Below are 16427 nucleotides of genomic sequence, written 5' to 3' on the forward strand. Positions count from 1 at the left end.
ATATGGGTTAATACTTGTTCTGAGTGTTTTTGAGTTCTTGCGGGTCAATAAGATAGACCTGGGTGTTATATTTCAGTTTGGCTTTATTGCTACGGATCAGTTTGCTAACCGCCGTTGTAGTAGATTGAAACATTTTTTGCAGCATGCTCATGACTAGCTGGTTATTGTTTTCAGCTTGCTGTTGAATCGTCATACCCTGGCTGGCATCGCTACCAAGTACTTTTGAAAATTCACGGAATGCAGATGCGGGGACATAAAGCCCAGGCAGGCCGTCATTATCGTAGATGTCAAGTCGGACAGGTAGTATATTGTTATTTTGAAAAATGGAGCTAATTGATAGGTTTACCCGTTGACCGCTAAAGCCTGTTATCTGGGCATATAGGTATGTACCTTTTTTAACTAAAAACCGACCTGCGGTCATGTCATCTAACAGACGGATACGTAGACGAGAACCTGCATAGCCAGTGATGTCCTGATCTACTATGGCACGGATAAAACTATCTTCTCCATTAGCTGAAATGGTATTGAAAAGTGCCGTGGACGCCGAAGTTTTAGAAACGCTGAGTTTTTTTTGATTTTTAAGCTCCCGTTCAGCAAGGGCCATCTCTTTTTCTCTGGCTTGTTCTGATTTGTAATCGGGGTCGTTTGCTTTGCCCATGCTGTCGATCAGTGACATTTGTTCCCGAAAAATTTTCATGGGGTCCGTTTGTCCCTTATTACCAGGCACCTCTGATGTGGTAGGTGCCGATTGTTGCTGCTTTAATTTGGAAAGTGCAGTTGCCAAGTCTCGGTCTGTATCGTAAGTTTTTGGTGGCTGTGTTTTAGGGACTGCGTTGGGAAAGGTTGAATGTGATGTGCGTGGTTCGGCGGCTGTGTTACCATATTTCCTTTTCATTTCCCGGTCGATGGAATCCAACATCCTTTTTTCCATTTGATTGTACAGGTCTGGAACTTTTTGCCTGTTGGTTTGTTCGTCTGCGATCCCACCGACTGCTGTGTAACCATCGGCATCCTTGTATTGCTTACGGTAAGCGTCCAACTTATCTTCAATACCTTTGTTTTTAACCTCTTCGGAAACATCCACCAATGTTTCCTGTAGCGTATTTCCATTTTGTTGTACGGGTGCATCTTTTCCAAAGCTGCTTTTCCATGCGTAAAAAAATAAGCATAGGAAAGGAAGTAGGATCAGTGGTAGCACATATCGCGGTTGCTTGAAATTGATCTTCATAATTAGGGTGTTGGTTTAATATTTAGCTCATTATGGATGATTTCCAACTGCTGAATTGCATCTTTGACAAAAAGGCTATCGGCAGCAGTCAGCTTTTCTTTGTGCAGTACTGTGTTGATCTGATTTTGCAGATCAAGCACTTTCTGAAATGCCTGCCCGGCACCTATGATCTGTCCGAACCCCTGGGCTACATTGGTGCCTGAGCTGGAAAGCGATGGCAATGACTTGGGTTCTTTTACCCTCATAACCGTAAAGGCGAATACGCCTGAAAACAGTATAGACGCCAGCATGAGGGCAAATATTTGCGTTGGGTATCTGGAGCTGACGAGTTTCCAAAGAGCCGACAAGCGGAGAAAGTACCCTCCGAACTCTTTTCTGAGCTCGTATAAAAGATTTGGGCGGGGTTTAAAATGAGTTTTTCTGTACATTTTCAATGTCTTTATTTTCCAATGTTTTCCAACGGGTAATAAGTACCGCATGGGGATTGTTATCAGAGCGGATTTTCAGGTCTTTTAGATAACCTTCAGTGACGAGCGAACGAATAATCGTGGAGCTGCGACGGTCTATTTTCTGGCGACCGTAGTAACGGAAATACTTAAGACCCTCATCAATAAAAATTGAATCGGTCTGAAGTGTCAACACAGCACTGGAGGAGAGAATTGAATTGAAAAATCCTTTTTCTTTAAGGTTGTTATACTGAAGTGCACCACTTTCATCGACCAGGTACATCGCTCTTTTCATCTGATATTCGATATACTTATCATCAGGCGTAAGCGAAAAGAAAAGACTGTGGAAAAGGTTGACGTGCGAACGATATTCCGCAGCGCGGTTCATTTGAAGATCAGTTTGCCTGGCTAGCAGCGGTACGCTGTTTGCATCTAGCACGTAGACGCTTTTTCGAGCGTCTGCAACCTGTTTGTAAGCAAACAGGGAAACGATCAGGACGATGACAACGGCCAGGATAAAACTTCCTGCGGACAAAAATGTGGCAAGGCGTACTTTGGCTTCGATATTTTTTACAATCATTATTTCATCATTTTGCTTAAGATTCTGGACATATTTGAAGCACCTCGACCCATCGTGGAAGCAGCAGAGCTTATACCGGATGTAGACACGATCCATGTACTAATGCTGGGAACTGCTAACATGGTAAGACCTCCAATCAAAAAGGTTACGATTACCATCCCGAAAGAGAGCAGGCCATTTCCGGCAAGCCACCCAAGTTTTTCCAAGCGGTCGGCAGAGGTGCCGACAAGCTCTTTGTAGCGGCTTATCTCCGCTTCCATAGCATAATGCTGGAATAAAGAAGCGACGTACAGAACCAGAAAACCGATACCTGTATAAAGATTAACCGAAATGAACCTTGCAACCCATGTAGTAAAACTGTCCCTGAATGCAGGAAGGATGCTGATTGCGACTGAGAATGGCCCCAGTATAATCAGTATCGTAGAAAAGATAATCTGGATAATGAAGATGAGATATACACAGATCCGAAGTACCCATAAAGCCAATGTTTCCAGAATGGAAGTGGCAAGGAGTTGCAGACCGACTTGCATACGGTTACGTAACTCCACAATTGGGTTCCAAACCTCAGCAAAACCTTCCTTAACAGTAGACTTCACCGATTCCCAGGCATTTTGGTACCAGGTATCTGCCTCCTGTTTAGCTGTTTCTGTTTGGGCCTGCACAGTGAGCAGATTATCTGCTACCTGTACCATCAGCTGGGCTCTTTCCAGTCGTAAGTTATTGACTTCTGTTTGGCTGCTATTAAACATAATCTCAGTCTTATTTGCAATTATATCTGTGGGAAAGGAGACCACTCTGGTAAAAGGAGACCACCAAAGAATTACCATGACCAGACCAAACGGACGAAGCAGTGGCATAATTTCCATTTTTTTATCACCCGACATCATTTCATATGACTTAACGGCAAAAAAAATGAGCATGAAAATGGCCGATAGTGCCTGTGCATCTGCAATAAATGCATCATAGTGCGTCCACAGTGTATTTTTCATTTCCTTTAAAAAATGCATCATACCTTCTTCGTAGACCCCGTTGCCTTGCAAAAAATTGAAAGTTTTTTTAAATGAGTCTGGCACATTTCCGGAACCTGATTGCATAAAAAAACCGGCAGTGCCGGTCAGTAAATTGGTTATGTTCATCATGTTAGAGTTTGGATTTCCTTAAAATTTCGTCAGCGATTTGCTGATCGGTTCTGAAACCTTGCCTTTCTACAATGGGCTGGTCCCTGGACTTCATTTTGTTTGTAGATTCACTAAGAGCTAGGAATTTTCTGGCGTACTGTTTTTTTGCCTCCCAGGAAGTATTTAACCGACGATATTCCAAAAGCAGCCTGTGGTAGGTCAGTAGCCTTGAACCACGGTCAAGTGTTGTAGTCATTGCACCGTCCAGGCGTTCCTTAATTCCTGAGGACTCTTCGCGATACCACTCGTAAACGCCGTTGCGAACCAGGTAGTCAATTTCTTTTGCGGGAATTCCAGACATCAAATTTGCATCTTGTTCGTTTAAAAGAGGTTCAAATTCATGACGGTAGTATAGCATCCACAATGGATCGGCAGTAGAAAAAACAGCTGAATAGTTTACCGCTTCGGTTATTGCAGTATTTCTTAAAGTATCAGCATGCAGTTTATAGGCGTTTTCGGTATTTTGCATGGCCGCGGCAAAAGCCAGACGCTGAGTTTGTGGTCCGACAGGTCCCAATGGACGGAGGTCTTTTTTAGGGTAGTTCGGGTGCCACGCCCAGGTAAGCCAGTAGTTTGGATTAAGTCCTAAAAAGCCGCTAGTTGGGGTAAATTTCTTCCTGTCCCATTGTTTGAAAACCATACGTTCTTGCTGGTTAACAATAGACTGGTCTCGAATGATACGCTGGGCTCCTGCAGAAGCGGCCATCCCCAAAATAAGTATGGCTAGAATATAATGTTTCATCGTTTATTGTTTTAAAATTTGATAATTACGGATGATATCATTGGCCATCCGAGTATCTTGATTTATAAAATCTCTATAAGGATTAGCCGTTTTTAACACCCCGTTCATTTTTGCCCAATACATAGATCTACCCATACTATAACATAGTGCCCTCATGACTTTTAATTCCAGGATGACCTTACGTAGTAAAGCATCTCGTTTGTCGTAGTCCATCAACACATTGCCGCCTTCTTTTAAAATAAAATCAGATACTTCGCTAACCAGGGTAATTCCACGGGATTTCAGTTGCCTTGCAACATCCTCGGCAAACAGCAATAAATAGGGCTCGCTGCCTGCAATAGAGATCATGGTATTGCTTTCCTTAATAATCTCTGTACTGATTCGAGCAATCTGTGTGGCGGCTATACCGCTTCTCAATGCTTGATTGACCTGGGTAAGTGAATTATAAATCAAGTTCTGCACCATCACCACTGAAGAGATATTCAGATTTATGTCATCCAAACGATTGTTAATGGTGCTTAGATAATTGTTATGGGTATTTTCTGCTGCCAAACGCACGCTGCCGTTCTCATTAACAATCGCAAAATGACCGCGGTCGAAAACTAATTTTTGCGCATTTGAACTTTCTGTACAAACGAGCAGCAAAAAACCTGCGATAAATAGTTGGCACCTCATGGCGTTGTTGCTTTAAGAATAGAGGCATTACGTAATATATTATCAACAAGCTGTTTATCTTGCTCAATAAAATTGGCAAAGGGGTTCAACGAGCGTTTTCGGTTAGCATGGAACATGGCCGTGGCCAAACCTTTACTAGCCCCTTCTATCAAGCGGAGTTCAGTTAATGCATGTGAAAAAAGAATTTTGCGGTCGCTTGCTTTCATCTGGTTGATGTCGCCGATACTTAGGGCCAGACCAATAATATAATTCACCAACATTCTCGCTCTGTCTGCAAGGTCTTTTTCAGTCTGGAACGCTAGTGAAATCAGAATAGGATTATCACTAGCCAGCTGGTAGATTATATTTTGCTGTCGGATGATCTCTGAAACAACTGGGCTGGCTTCCAGTCCGATCTGTGCGGCATCAATAGCCAGTCCCACAGTATGAAAACGGCTTTGTAATTCCCTGTACTTCGTCTTAAGTTTGCTCATTTGTGTTTTATTTACCTCTTCGTTTGCAGAAGTAACTGCCTGTTTATTTTTAGCTTCTTCCTGTCTGCTATTTTCGCTTTTACTTTCGGCTACCAACTGGTGAATTAGTTCTACATTGAGCTGGCAAAAAGCATGTTGTAGTATCCCGAAAAGCAGGAAGATTAGGATAATCATTCCTTTCATTTTTTTAGGTATTTAGCGTTTCTGATGATATCATTAGCAATCCTTACATCAATATTTATATAACCGGAATAAGGATTAAGAGAATTAAGAATACCGCGCTGTTTCGCCCAAAACATCGTGCGATGCATTCCATAAGCAACACCCCGTAAGATCATCAGTTCGGTCCTGATGCGGTTTAATAATTTTGCTCTTTCGCCAGAATCCATCAGGTTGTTTATGCCACCCTGCAATACAAAGGAGCTGACTTCCGCAGCCAATGCCGTTCCCCTTCGTTTGAACTCGCGAGCACCACCTTCAGCAAAGAGCAGCAGAACCGGGTTACTTTGAGCAATTGAAATAGCCTTGTTTACATCGGAAACAATATCCATGCTGATGTCGGCAATATCCTGAATGGCCAACAAGGATCGTACGGCGGCAGATACCTCACTTAACCCTCGGTAGATTTGTTGCTGCAAATCATTTACGATGACCAGCTGGCCAGTTACTGCCAATTGACCACGTTGGATCAATGTAAGGTTATCATTCGTTCTATTGAGCTGCCCGTTGATAATTCCTGAGTGTGCAGCCATAGCACCCGCCGTGGTTGGGTCCACATAAATCTGGGCAAAAACAGGACAGGCTGTAATAAAAAGTCCTGCAATTAGAAGTGATCGTTTCATACAAAATCGGGTTTAAAATATTCAGTTGAACTTGGGATGGGTATACCATCCTTATTAATCTGGCGGATAAAGGCATCCAAAGGCAATCCGCTTTTTTCCATATCGGAGACAAAAGCTTCCAATCCGCTTTGATAGGTCCCGTAGGTGCGGGTATAGATTTCCACCGCACTTTTTTCCGGTTTTTCGGTAGTATAGGCCAAATACTGAAAAATAGAGACCTCCACGCCGTACACTTCCCCCGAAGCACCCCTTCGGATATATACCTCTTTAAAGCGCCCCCTGTTATCGGTGTTGCCCAGTTTATTAATGGTAAATATCTTCTTTTGCTCGATTTCAGTAATGGCCAGGAGTTTGCCGATCTCCTTGTAATTCTCTTTGAACTTGCTCTGGTCTAGCAGGCAAATGGTATCCGAATTGTTCAGTATACTATCCTTGACCACTGCATTGCCGATAATATCCCCCAATTCCTGGGTGACCACGATGGCCTCGCCCCAAAATTTACGGACAGTCTTATAGAGGTACAAAATGTACCCTGCCATTAAAGGTGAGGCGATTGCCTTCCACGCCTCTTCAATTATGAGGGCCTTTCGCTGATCCTTACGATGTCTCATCTTCTGGATGAACACATCCATAATGATCAGTGTCACTATGGGAAACAGAATACGGTTCTCCTTAATGGCATCAATTTCAAAGACAATGAACCGCTCGGAAAAAAGGGATGCGTCGGCAGGCTCGTTGAGGATACTTTCAAACTCTCCGCCACGGTAAAATTTCTTTAACACGTACCTGAACTCGTCCAGGTCGAACGCAATCCTTTCCTCGATTTTGATCTCCGGTATTTTCCCGAGTGCGAACTCATAAAAACTATTAAAATCAAGAGCGGTAATTCCCGTCCGTTCATGCCTGATACTGCCCAGTTTCTTTTCCTCGTTTACTGCGGAAAAATATTTTTGATTGAAAGCAGCCTTAAACGGAGTCGTATCAGGATCTTCTGCCAGCAGGACTTCATCTAAATCACTGATTTCCAGGTTAAGCAGATTATCATCGATCACATCGAAGTCCATATCAAAAAGAGGGTTCTCCTTCATGCTTTCAAAGACACGTTTGCGTATGCTGAAAAGCTGTTTATGGGATAGGCCGGGATACCCCGGATTGAAATATCGGCTATAGTAGGCGGAGATTACATTGGAAATGACATCACGCTCAACCGAGCTTATGGTCCCTTCGGCACCCTTCCACAACAGGCTGACCAGGGTAATCAGAAAATCCTTTTTTTCTATATTGTATTCACTTTCAGCAATGGCAAAGGGGTTCATCGTAATCGGCTTGCTGTCCGACCAGGTAATGTACTTGCCCCGGAAATAATCGCACATCCCGGAATAGGAATGCCCGGTATCCACGATCACCACATCCATGTTATAGAGCATATACTGCTCAATCAAGGCGTTCATAAAAAAACTCTTCCCGCTGCCTGATGGGCCGAGCACAAATTTATTTCGGTTATTGATCCGGTTGGTGCGCATGGGCAGGTCTGCGGGGTCTATCCCCACGGGAATACCTTGGCGGTCGGTAAAGCGAACCAGGAAGTCCGAGGGTTCATCTTTTAACAGAGATTCCTTAAAAAAGAAGCAGAGGGCAGCATCGGCGGTTGTCAAAAACCAGTCGTATTTTTTTAGTTCTACACCATTGCCAGGCAATGCGCAGCGGAAAAGTTCTAACTGATTATAGGCGTTTCGTGATGGGATAATTCCCTGCTGAAAAAGTGCTGCATCAATATAATTAACAGCCTTCCTGATTTGTTCTTCCTCTGCACATACGATCATGGAATAATGGGCATTGACGAGCATTTGATTTTCTCTTGCTACATCAACCAGCAACATATCTATATCCTCAACGCAGATGAGGTTGGCCGGATCGGGAACGCCTGAATGGCGTTTACGTTTCAGCTCTAGTTTATTGAGTGTTAGCTGTTGTGGTGGTATCTCTAACAATTGGTTATAAATGATAACACGATATCCAGGAACCTGATGTAAAAAAGAAAGGTTATCTACCGGAAAATCCCGCATTCCTTTGTTATCCTGCTTTTCGGTGTAGGGGCCTAACTTTTCCGGTAGATCCACCGAATCGGTATTGACCATGCTGATACAACGGATGGCCAGATTACCCAAATTCAATTGTTCATCCCCACAACGCATATTATTAAGAGTGGTATGGGGCGAGGCAAACTCCATGCTAAGCACCTTACTTATGTATCGGTTGATTTCAACCTCATTCAAAAAGCTTGGGTTGAATCCGGCATTGGCTAGCAAATCTGAAATTTTAATCACGTTCTGAAAGAAATCTGACAATACTTTTTTATCATAAGTATAGAAAGCACCGCGTTTAACCTGCTTGGTAATAATCAGGTAGGATTTAATGTCTGTATATTCTCGTCCTTCAAAATGTGCGTGATACTTCTGTTGTAAAAATTCGCTCTGATTTACACCCTTATATTTCCTGCGGATGAAAACATCCTGCTTTTGTATTATGTGTCCTTCGCCTAGAATCTTAATGATGTTTAGCAATACACTTTGATAAGCATTGTAAGCATCAGGGTCGGCGCCGTATTGCGGCACCGGGTTACTAATGTGCAGGATCATGGAGAAATCACCATTCTCGCCGTACAATAGCTGTAAGCCATTATAGGTATCGATCCCAGCAAAAGGAATTTTAAATCCTGTTTTTCTTTCTCGCTGCATAGTTTAGTTTTAAGTGGACTGGATGGATAAAAATCCCTGTGTTTCGGGTTTTGGAGTGGAGGCCGTCTTTCTGTCGAAAAAAGGTATAGGTGAGCCCAGCTGAGATCAGGGCAATGGTCAAAAAACCACCTAAGTACATACTGGTGAGGGCTCCAGTAAGGCCTCCGATTATCAGACCTCCAACTAAGGAACCTAATCCCCAATAAATGAATTTTCCTTTGAACCCCCGGTAAATAAGGGGCTTTTGAAGCCCCTTATAGATTGCATACTTAGCGATCATTATACGCCGAAAAATGCTTTGATTACCACCGATACGAGTACCAGGAATAAACAGGAACCGCCCCAGGACATAAGTTCCTTGTTTATGTCCTGGTCCCCCGCGTTCCATTTGATGTACACGCGAACCCCACCGATCAATCCGACTACCGCACCGATAGCCAAAATCAGCGTAGATACTGGATCTACGTAACTTGTCAGGGAAGAAGTGGCGGCGTTTATACCGATGGAACCTCCGCCTTGGGCAAACGAAGATTGAGCCGCAAGCATTGAAAATGCAGTGATTGCAAACAGTTTTTTGTTGTTTACTGTCATGAATTGAGAAATTAAATGGTGAATGAAAAATTGAAAAGGCTGTTTAATGCACCCCGAACAGGGCTTTGAGGGCTGCCCCGATGATAGAAAAGAAGAGGCAGGAAAAGAACCAACCCATCACTTGGGCGTCTATATGATGTTTGCCGGATTGCCAATTGGCATATACCCGAAGACCGCCCAGTATGCCACTGATGGCACCGAGGACAAGTACTAAGTCAGAAAGGCTGAAATACCAACGATGCATTTCTCCACTGACCTCGTAGAATTCACTGATACCTGGCGGTGATTGTGCCGTAGCCAAAAAAGGCAGGGCAAAAAAAAAGACAACCGGAGTTGTCTTTAAAAGTGGATACTTGAATTTCATCGTTGCCTTAATAAGGTATGGCTTTGGTGTACTCGATGACCTCGGACTGGGCCAGGGCGAAAAGTTGTTGAAGTCTTACTCCGCCAGTGCTAATAAGCGGACCAGAAGATATAACCTGCCTGCTTTTGGGTTCGGGTGATGGTTCATCAGAGCCGACCTGTTTGGGCTGGGTTTCTTCGGAGAATACGAGTTCGTCCTGGCTCGTGTCTGTGATCGGTTGGCCTCGTGACCTTATCATGTCAAAGAGGATGTTAAACAGGTAATAAAGGGAATAGACAGCGGCAATGCTGAGTAGAAATTGTGTCCAATTCATAATTTGATGGTTTTAATGTTTTCTTTGACGTATTCTATAAGTTCAGGGTGGGTAAGAAGAAAATGTTGCAAGCTGAATGCGATTAGTTTGTTCATATCAATTGCTTTGGCAATTTTCAATTGCTTCAACAGGAATACAGTGCGGTCATCCAGGCGGATCAGCAGTTTTTCCCTTCCTGTTAGTTCAAAAGCCAGGATACTTTCAAACAGGGTATCGAGCTTTGCGTCTGGGGGCTTTTTAGTTAATTTGTTTATAGGTGTTTGCTTAACCGCAGACTTGCCGTCCTCTATTTCCTTATCGGGATGTCCATCTTTTTTAATGGTTTCTCTTAGCTCATCGGCCAATGATTTAATCTGGCTCATGTATGGTCCTCCCAATCTAGGTACTGGTTATAGATCAGATCAAGCAACGGCAATACGACTGGGTATAAAATTAGTGGTGTTTGGAAAGTGCTGATCCGCTGAAAATCCACGCGGTCAGCAAGGCTTGGAGCAACCACCCCAAAACGCCGCAGTACATTTTCAATTTCAGTCTTTGTTTCATATTTCACTGTATTTTTAACACGGTTAGGAATAAATATGAATGGGGCCTTATCATTGATCTTCCGTAGCACCATTGCAAACAGTAAGGTCGAATCCACAGAAAATTCATCATAGGCGAAAGGACAAAGGATAAGGTCACATGCAGCAAACAAAGGCAGCAGTCCGTCATCATCCATTTTTCCGGGGAGGTCGATCAATATGATTTCGCCAGATCGGTTGCTCAGTGCATTGTGTAGGGATGGAAAATGTTTAAGATCAGCTGGAACAATTTCATAAAGTGGCTCATTTTCCAAAATTCTTGCCTTTTGAGCTTTTGTGGCCAACGACTGTTGATAATCCATATCCAAGACAGTGACGTTACGCTTTTTGATTTGAGTAAGGTAATTGGCCAAAAGTAGCGTAAGCGTACTTTTGCCGGCACCACCTTTTTGATTGCCTAATAGTATTAGCATAATAATAGTTTTTTAAGTTCTTTTAGGAGGTGTTATTTGAGAAAGGTTAAAGAACCAGGTCGCTTTAAGTTATCGGGTATTGGTTCTGGCTTTGCGCTTACGCTGCCTGTTACGACCAAGTATAGCTTCATCGTCGATGTCATCGGCAATATCCAAATTGATTTCTGGGAACGAGGTTGTAGGAGTTGGTTCTTCTGTAAATCCTGAAACCTCTGAAGACTTGTCTGGGGGAATTGAAGAATCGGTATCATCTTGTTTTACCCTTTCGCTTTGTAGGGTTGGGATTATATCATTATTAATAAAATCCCCGGCTGACTGATCTGGTGCAACATAAAAATCGGAATCTCCCAGTTTGACCGTTTCACTTTCAAAAGTTAAAGTTATATCGGTATAATTTGAATCCTCTGCTGACTGATCTGTGATGACATTGGAATCAGAATTATCCTGTTTGACAGTTTCATTTTCGACAGGTGACTCATTGTCTTGTTGAAGATCGCTTGATGGCTTAATAAATTCGGCAATTGGCATCAGTTCGCCGCCTTTGTAAACGGTCGTTCTTGCATGGTCTATTACAGTGTAACCGTAAGGAGGCAATCCCGGCTTTCCGTGATAAAGGATCTGTAAACCAAACTTTGAAGAAAGTACTTCTGCGAGCTCTGAAGTATATCCTGTAGGTTTGGCTACACTACCTCCGGGCAGTGGCGTTATTAATGGAACAGCAACTGGACTATGATTTAATCGGTATTTTTCCGTTATCGCTCTTAGCTGTGCTAAGCGGTCGATGTTTTGATTGTAAAGACTAATCTTAGCATCAACTTCGGAAACATCAATGCTTCCCTGTAGCTTGCCATACTTAAAAAGCTGATATTGCCCTCCTGTCAATTTCAGGGAATAACCTTGGCATTCCAATAGCATCATAAACTGGGGACGAGTTGAAAAATTGTAACTCATTGCCTTTTCCAGGTCTTTGTTTACAGTCTCTTTTTCATCGAGTCCCATTACTTGATTTAAAACCTGGTAAGCGCGGATTTTTTCGTAGCTGTCATTTATCTTTTTGCCATTTTCATCTATGCGGGTAGAGACAATGTGAATATGATTATTGTCCGTGTCTTTATGGAAGACCAATAAGTAAGGCTGGTTTTCATAACCCATCCCTTTTAACCAGGCAGTAGCGATTTCAGTGAGTTGTTCCTTGCTATGTGATTTTCCTTTACAGGAAATGACCGCGTGGAACTGCGGATATTTAATCCTTGCGCTTGTTTTCGAACGGGCTTCGAGGTAATTGATATAATCCTTTGGTCTAAGATGTTCCAGGGCTTGCAAGGCACCGAAATTTTCCACCTTCATCAGTTCGCCTTTATCGTTTTCTATTTTGGTTGTGTTGTAACTTACACCTTTAAACGTGGCGGACGGGCGAAGGATTTTTACGATCATGATTAACCTTTCATTAAGCGGATGACTTGGCGAATACTTTTTTCGAGCTCCTGCAGTACGGCGATGTATTTGCCTAAAAGACTATTAAATTCAGTAGAAATACTTTGACTTAGCATGCCCTGTTTGTGAAGTATATTGGCGTGCCTGGCTAATTGGTTTATATTATTACCTGATCGGCCAAGTTCTGTTCCGATGTCATTTAGTTGTTTCATCAGTTCTTTACTGTTCACAAGCATTTTGGTTGCTTTTTGTAGTACCCGGATGCGAACTATATCGGCACGACTGATACCTAGTGATTTTTCTAACTCTATGAGTTGCTGCAATTCCTGCTCGCTTAATCTTAACTCAAAACGGCGGGTTTTAAGTACAAACCCCTTGTCAGTAAGCTTCTTGCTGTTCCCCATAGTTAATAATTAAGGCTTTTGCTCAATGGACTGGATAACGCGGAATATTTCTAGTGCGACTTGTGGTACAATTGCATTACCGTAAGCTTTTACACTTTCGGCTCTCCATGCTGAAAAGGTAATTCCGTCCAATTCGCTGGGAAGCCCATCATCGCCGCCACAAAACGGGGGTTCAACTGGCCATGTCTCCCAGCTGGGAATTTGGTATTGCCAATCTGTGCTGTGGTGGGTAAAATTCGGATCAGACGTTCCAATATGGAGGCTGGCAAATTCCCCGGTTTCTGTTTGTACCGTTTCGTTTGGGTTTGAAGTGTGTAGTAGACCAGAAAATCTGTCAAAGATACTTGACCTCCGTTTCCCTTCGCGTTTTTGCGGTTCGCCAATTGTCTGCCTTCTTTTATTTGCGCTAGTGTAACTCCCATATTGCTGATCTCTGTCGCTGTTGGTGTGGGCAACAAACCAGACCCTGTCTCTCTGGTGCGGGGCGTTAAGGGCAGCAGCCGGAATACAACAAACGACTGGTGTGCCATCTTTAAGCTGCGGTAATACATATCCTGCTGCACTGATTTCTGAAATAATGCTTCCGATAACTCTTCGCTGGAGTCTGATAATGGTACTGTCCGCTTGTTGGTTACTGTCCTGACAAAAAAGCTCAACCGCTTTAATTTCCATTTCAGAAAGACTGTCTGGTTCGAGAATGCTGAAGAGGCCAGCAACGTTTTCAAGAACAATCCACTGAGGTCGTGATTCTTTAATAATTCGGCAAGCCTCTGGGAAGAGATAGCGGTCATCCGCTTTGCCCTTTCGCTTTCCGGCCTGACTGAATGGCTGGCAGGGAAATCCCCCGGAGATGATGTCAACGTGTCCTCTAAACTGAGCTGCGCTGAATTGAAAGATGTCGTCATAATGAAGGGTGTTTGGCCAATAATGTTTAAGAATGGTTTGGCAAAAAGGATTCCTTTCGCAGGAAAAAACATTCTGCCATCCTAGCCAGGTAGCTGCGATGTCAAACCCGCCGATACCGCTGAATAGGCTGCCGTGTCTAAACATAGGCGGCTTTCTTAAATTCGTGGCTAAGCATTGTAAGACACGGGCACGGCGAAGGCATTACGACCTTCGTCATGATAGAATTGCGTATTAGCATAGGCTAAATTTTAAGGGTTAGAAATTGGATTTGGGCGATTGCCTTAGAACGGTGATATGAACGCTTTGCCGGAAAAAAAGGGAGTTGCGACCTTTTTTCTTCCTTAACTGCCTTTCCCCAACGGGGTTAGGCAGCTTAAGGCAAGTTCGTTTTTGTCCACAGACCAGCCGAAGGCGGGCTGTACGGACAAAAACACAACTTGCCCAAAACAAAACAAAAAGATGCCATTATACCGTTTATACCCGAAAGGCACTTTTTGGTGTATCTGAGACTAATATTTCGTTAGCCATATATGAGAATAGGTTTTAAACTAAGACCCAACATCTGTTTAGATAACTGTTTATATTATTAGATAGCTATTAATAATATAAACAGTTATCCATATTAACGGATAAACAGGTATGGGAATAAAGGGATAGCAATAAATCCATATTGGCAGATATGAGTATAGTTGTTTGGCTGTATTCCCATCTATCCATATATATGGATAGATAGGCATGCAAAGCAATGCTTTAAAGGATGTGTAAATATCCATATAGTTATATATTTAGATTATTAAATAAATAGTTAGATGACGATACATTAGGCTGAATATTTAAATATCTGCCTATGCAAATAGTCTGATAGATAGAGTAATGCTAACGTTTTGGGCTTGTTCCAAAATTCCTTGTTTCCTGATCTGCGGACTTCTGGGCATAATCGGGCGGCTCCATTTCCTTTTTTATTTTTTCGTTATAATCTTTATAGCCTTGATATTCATAAGAGCGGTCAACCGCATGGGGTATCTCCTTCAATAATTGAGCAGTACACCTTCTTCCCGGTCCATCATGGTCAAAATAAACGTCAACCACTGGAATATTACTAATACGATCAATGATTTTATCCAAAAAAACTATCGTGTTTAAAATGATGACTGTAGGCATAATATGAGGCTGTTTTTCTTTTAGCCAACTCAAAAAATCAAACCTTCCCTCAAACAGTACCATGTGATCCGGGTTTCCATTAATTACAGAAATCCCTTTGGCACCAACACTGCTTTTGAAACCCTTTGCATTGGAAAATTCCCAATTGCCATGTTCATTTTGCCAGCCAATGGCGTAAAATGTCCGCCGATCTCCCGCTCCGCTTTTATGTCGGTAATAAACCTCGCTTAGATAACCTTTTGCTACGTCGAGGATACCCCTTGATTTAAGATATTGTGTCAGTACATAGTTTGAGCCTATTGGCCTGGTATTTACCAATTCAAATTTATAGCCTTCTTCTTCCTTTTCATGGGCGTACTTTATAGGTGGTATATATTCAGGGATCAATGAGGTATCCAAGTTACTGACTTCTTTAATCTTGTGCAGGACTTCAACAAAGGTTAATTGGGGCCAATAAGCCAAGCCTAACTGCACAATACCACCACCTTTAATATTTGTTTGCCCAGGACCGCCGCGATCAATCCACTTACCGCCAGCATCCCAAACAGTAAAAGATGGGGTATCTTTTTTGGTTTCCCGGAGCATACTATGATAAAAGTGTTCCCTGCCAATCTTCCTTACAGGCTGATGGCCCAAACGGGATAAAAAATCGACAATGGAAATATTTTCCAATGTTGACATATCTAAAAACCCTGTCATTGCAAAACAATAATTTTACGTGGATTTACCCCCTCAATTGCAGATAAGAGCTCTGCATTCAGATGTTGTTTTCCAAAGAAAACAGCGACTTCATGAAATTTGGCAATCCTCTTTTTTGCGGCTTCTAAAAATTCAGGGTAATTTAAAATCAATATGCTGGGGCCAGGCAGTTTATTGGCATACTTCCAGCTTAGATAGCCAAGGTAATCTTCAAACAAGATCAGGATGTTTTCGCTACCAGGAATAAAAGTCATCCCTTTATGCCCTAGACATCCCGAAAAATTTTTGCCCCTAACTTCCCAACCGCCGTTTTCATTCTGCCACCCGGCTGCGAAAAATTCTTTACGCCTGCGTTTTTCATCTACCACATAATAGTAGACTTCCTTTAAATGGCCTATTGAAATTTCCCATAATCCTTGCGATTGCAGGTAAGTCGTAATTTCGATATTACACCCTACAGGTTTTATTTCCTCAATATGATAGAAAGGAATTTTCACGGGAAGCCTTTTTCTCTTACCGTTATTTGCTGTCTGAATTTCAGCGGGTTGTTTTGATATTTGAAGAATTTTGCTGATTTTTTCTGTCACCTGGTCCGGATTAAGGTCAGGCCAATAGGCAATGCCGAAATCTATTACATTGCCACTTTTCTTTGTCAAACG

19 protein-coding genes are annotated in these 16427 nt (G+C 42.6%); all 19 read right to left on the reverse strand.

Annotated features, from left to right (window positions below; all coding sequences use genetic code 11):
- Positions 1-7: 7 nt before the first annotated feature.
- Positions 8-1228, reverse strand: a complete 1221-nt coding sequence (gene traM, locus DBR40_RS04755; RefSeq protein ID WP_073233017.1) for a conjugative transposon protein TraM — start codon at positions 1226-1228, stop codon at positions 8-10.
- Between the two features lie 2 nt (positions 1229-1230).
- Positions 1231-1656: a hypothetical protein gene (locus DBR40_RS04760; RefSeq protein WP_124558628.1), complete on the reverse strand. Its 426-nt coding sequence runs from the start codon at positions 1654-1656 to the stop codon at positions 1231-1233.
- Positions 1634-2254, reverse strand: a complete 621-nt coding sequence (traK, locus tag DBR40_RS04765; protein ID WP_199748275.1) for a conjugative transposon protein TraK — start codon at positions 2252-2254, stop codon at positions 1634-1636. The genes DBR40_RS04760 and traK overlap by 23 nt, the downstream gene beginning before the upstream one ends.
- Complete coding sequence (locus DBR40_RS04770; protein ID WP_233603806.1) at positions 2254-3393, reverse strand: plasmid transfer protein; 1140 nt, start codon at positions 3391-3393, stop codon at positions 2254-2256. Before DBR40_RS04770 ends, traK begins: the two co-directional genes overlap by 1 nt.
- A gap of 1 nt (position 3394) precedes the next feature.
- Positions 3395-4174, reverse strand: a complete 780-nt coding sequence (locus DBR40_RS04775) for a hypothetical protein (protein ID WP_073233018.1) — start codon at positions 4172-4174, stop codon at positions 3395-3397.
- Positions 4175-4177: 3 nt separating this feature from the next.
- Positions 4178-4849, reverse strand: a complete 672-nt coding sequence (locus DBR40_RS04780; RefSeq protein ID WP_073233019.1) for a hypothetical protein — start codon at positions 4847-4849, stop codon at positions 4178-4180.
- Positions 4846-5496 (reverse strand): hypothetical protein, encoded by a 651-nt coding sequence (locus tag DBR40_RS04785; RefSeq protein ID WP_124558629.1) that lies wholly within the window; start codon positions 5494-5496, stop codon positions 4846-4848. Before DBR40_RS04785 ends, DBR40_RS04780 begins: the two co-directional genes overlap by 4 nt.
- A 5-nt stretch (positions 5497-5501) precedes the next feature.
- Positions 5502-6164: a hypothetical protein gene (locus tag DBR40_RS04790; protein ID WP_068402265.1), complete on the reverse strand. Its 663-nt coding sequence runs from the start codon at positions 6162-6164 to the stop codon at positions 5502-5504.
- Positions 6161-8902: a TraG family conjugative transposon ATPase gene (locus tag DBR40_RS26985; RefSeq protein ID WP_073233020.1), complete on the reverse strand. Its 2742-nt coding sequence runs from the start codon at positions 8900-8902 to the stop codon at positions 6161-6163. The genes DBR40_RS04790 and DBR40_RS26985 overlap by 4 nt, the downstream gene beginning before the upstream one ends.
- 279 nt (positions 8903-9181) lie before the next feature.
- On the reverse strand, positions 9182-9493 hold the full coding sequence (locus tag DBR40_RS04810) for a DUF4134 domain-containing protein (protein ID WP_084529129.1): 312 nt from the start codon (positions 9491-9493) through the stop codon (positions 9182-9184).
- A 43-nt stretch (positions 9494-9536) separates the two neighbouring features.
- Positions 9537-9857 carry a DUF4134 family protein gene (locus DBR40_RS04815; RefSeq protein WP_073233022.1) on the reverse strand — a complete coding sequence of 107 codons (321 nt, stop codon included), beginning with the start codon at positions 9855-9857 and terminating at the stop codon, positions 9537-9539.
- Between the two features lie 7 nt (positions 9858-9864).
- On the reverse strand, positions 9865-10170 hold the full coding sequence (locus tag DBR40_RS04820; protein ID WP_073233023.1) for a hypothetical protein: 306 nt from the start codon (positions 10168-10170) through the stop codon (positions 9865-9867).
- Positions 10167-10532: a hypothetical protein gene (locus tag DBR40_RS04825; RefSeq protein WP_073233024.1), complete on the reverse strand. Its 366-nt coding sequence runs from the start codon at positions 10530-10532 to the stop codon at positions 10167-10169. Before DBR40_RS04825 ends, DBR40_RS04820 begins: the two co-directional genes overlap by 4 nt.
- Positions 10529-11164: a ParA family protein gene (locus DBR40_RS04830; RefSeq protein ID WP_073233025.1), complete on the reverse strand. Its 636-nt coding sequence runs from the start codon at positions 11162-11164 to the stop codon at positions 10529-10531. The genes DBR40_RS04825 and DBR40_RS04830 overlap by 4 nt, the downstream gene beginning before the upstream one ends.
- A gap of 69 nt (positions 11165-11233) precedes the next feature.
- Entirely contained in the window at positions 11234-12598 is a 1365-nt protein-coding gene (locus DBR40_RS04835; protein ID WP_124558630.1) for a relaxase/mobilization nuclease domain-containing protein, read from the reverse strand.
- Between the two features lie 2 nt (positions 12599-12600).
- On the reverse strand, positions 12601-13002 hold the full coding sequence (locus DBR40_RS04840; protein WP_073233027.1) for a plasmid mobilization relaxosome protein MobC: 402 nt from the start codon (positions 13000-13002) through the stop codon (positions 12601-12603).
- A 9-nt stretch (positions 13003-13011) separates the two neighbouring features.
- Positions 13012-14052, reverse strand: coding sequence for a DNA cytosine methyltransferase (locus DBR40_RS04845; RefSeq protein WP_073233028.1), 1041 nt, complete (start codon positions 14050-14052; stop codon positions 13012-13014).
- Positions 14053-14784: 732 nt separating this feature from the next.
- Positions 14785-15768, reverse strand: a complete 984-nt coding sequence (locus DBR40_RS04850) for a toprim domain-containing protein (RefSeq protein ID WP_110829269.1) — start codon at positions 15766-15768, stop codon at positions 14785-14787.
- A complete protein-coding gene (locus tag DBR40_RS04855; RefSeq protein ID WP_124558631.1) occupies positions 15765-16355 on the reverse strand; it encodes a hypothetical protein in 591 nt (196 codons plus the stop codon). The genes DBR40_RS04850 and DBR40_RS04855 overlap by 4 nt, the downstream gene beginning before the upstream one ends.
- Positions 16356-16427: the final 72 nt, after the last annotated feature.

Source organism: Pedobacter sp. KBW01 (genome assembly GCF_003852395.1).
Classification (GTDB): Bacteria; Bacteroidota; Bacteroidia; order Sphingobacteriales; family Sphingobacteriaceae; genus Pedobacter.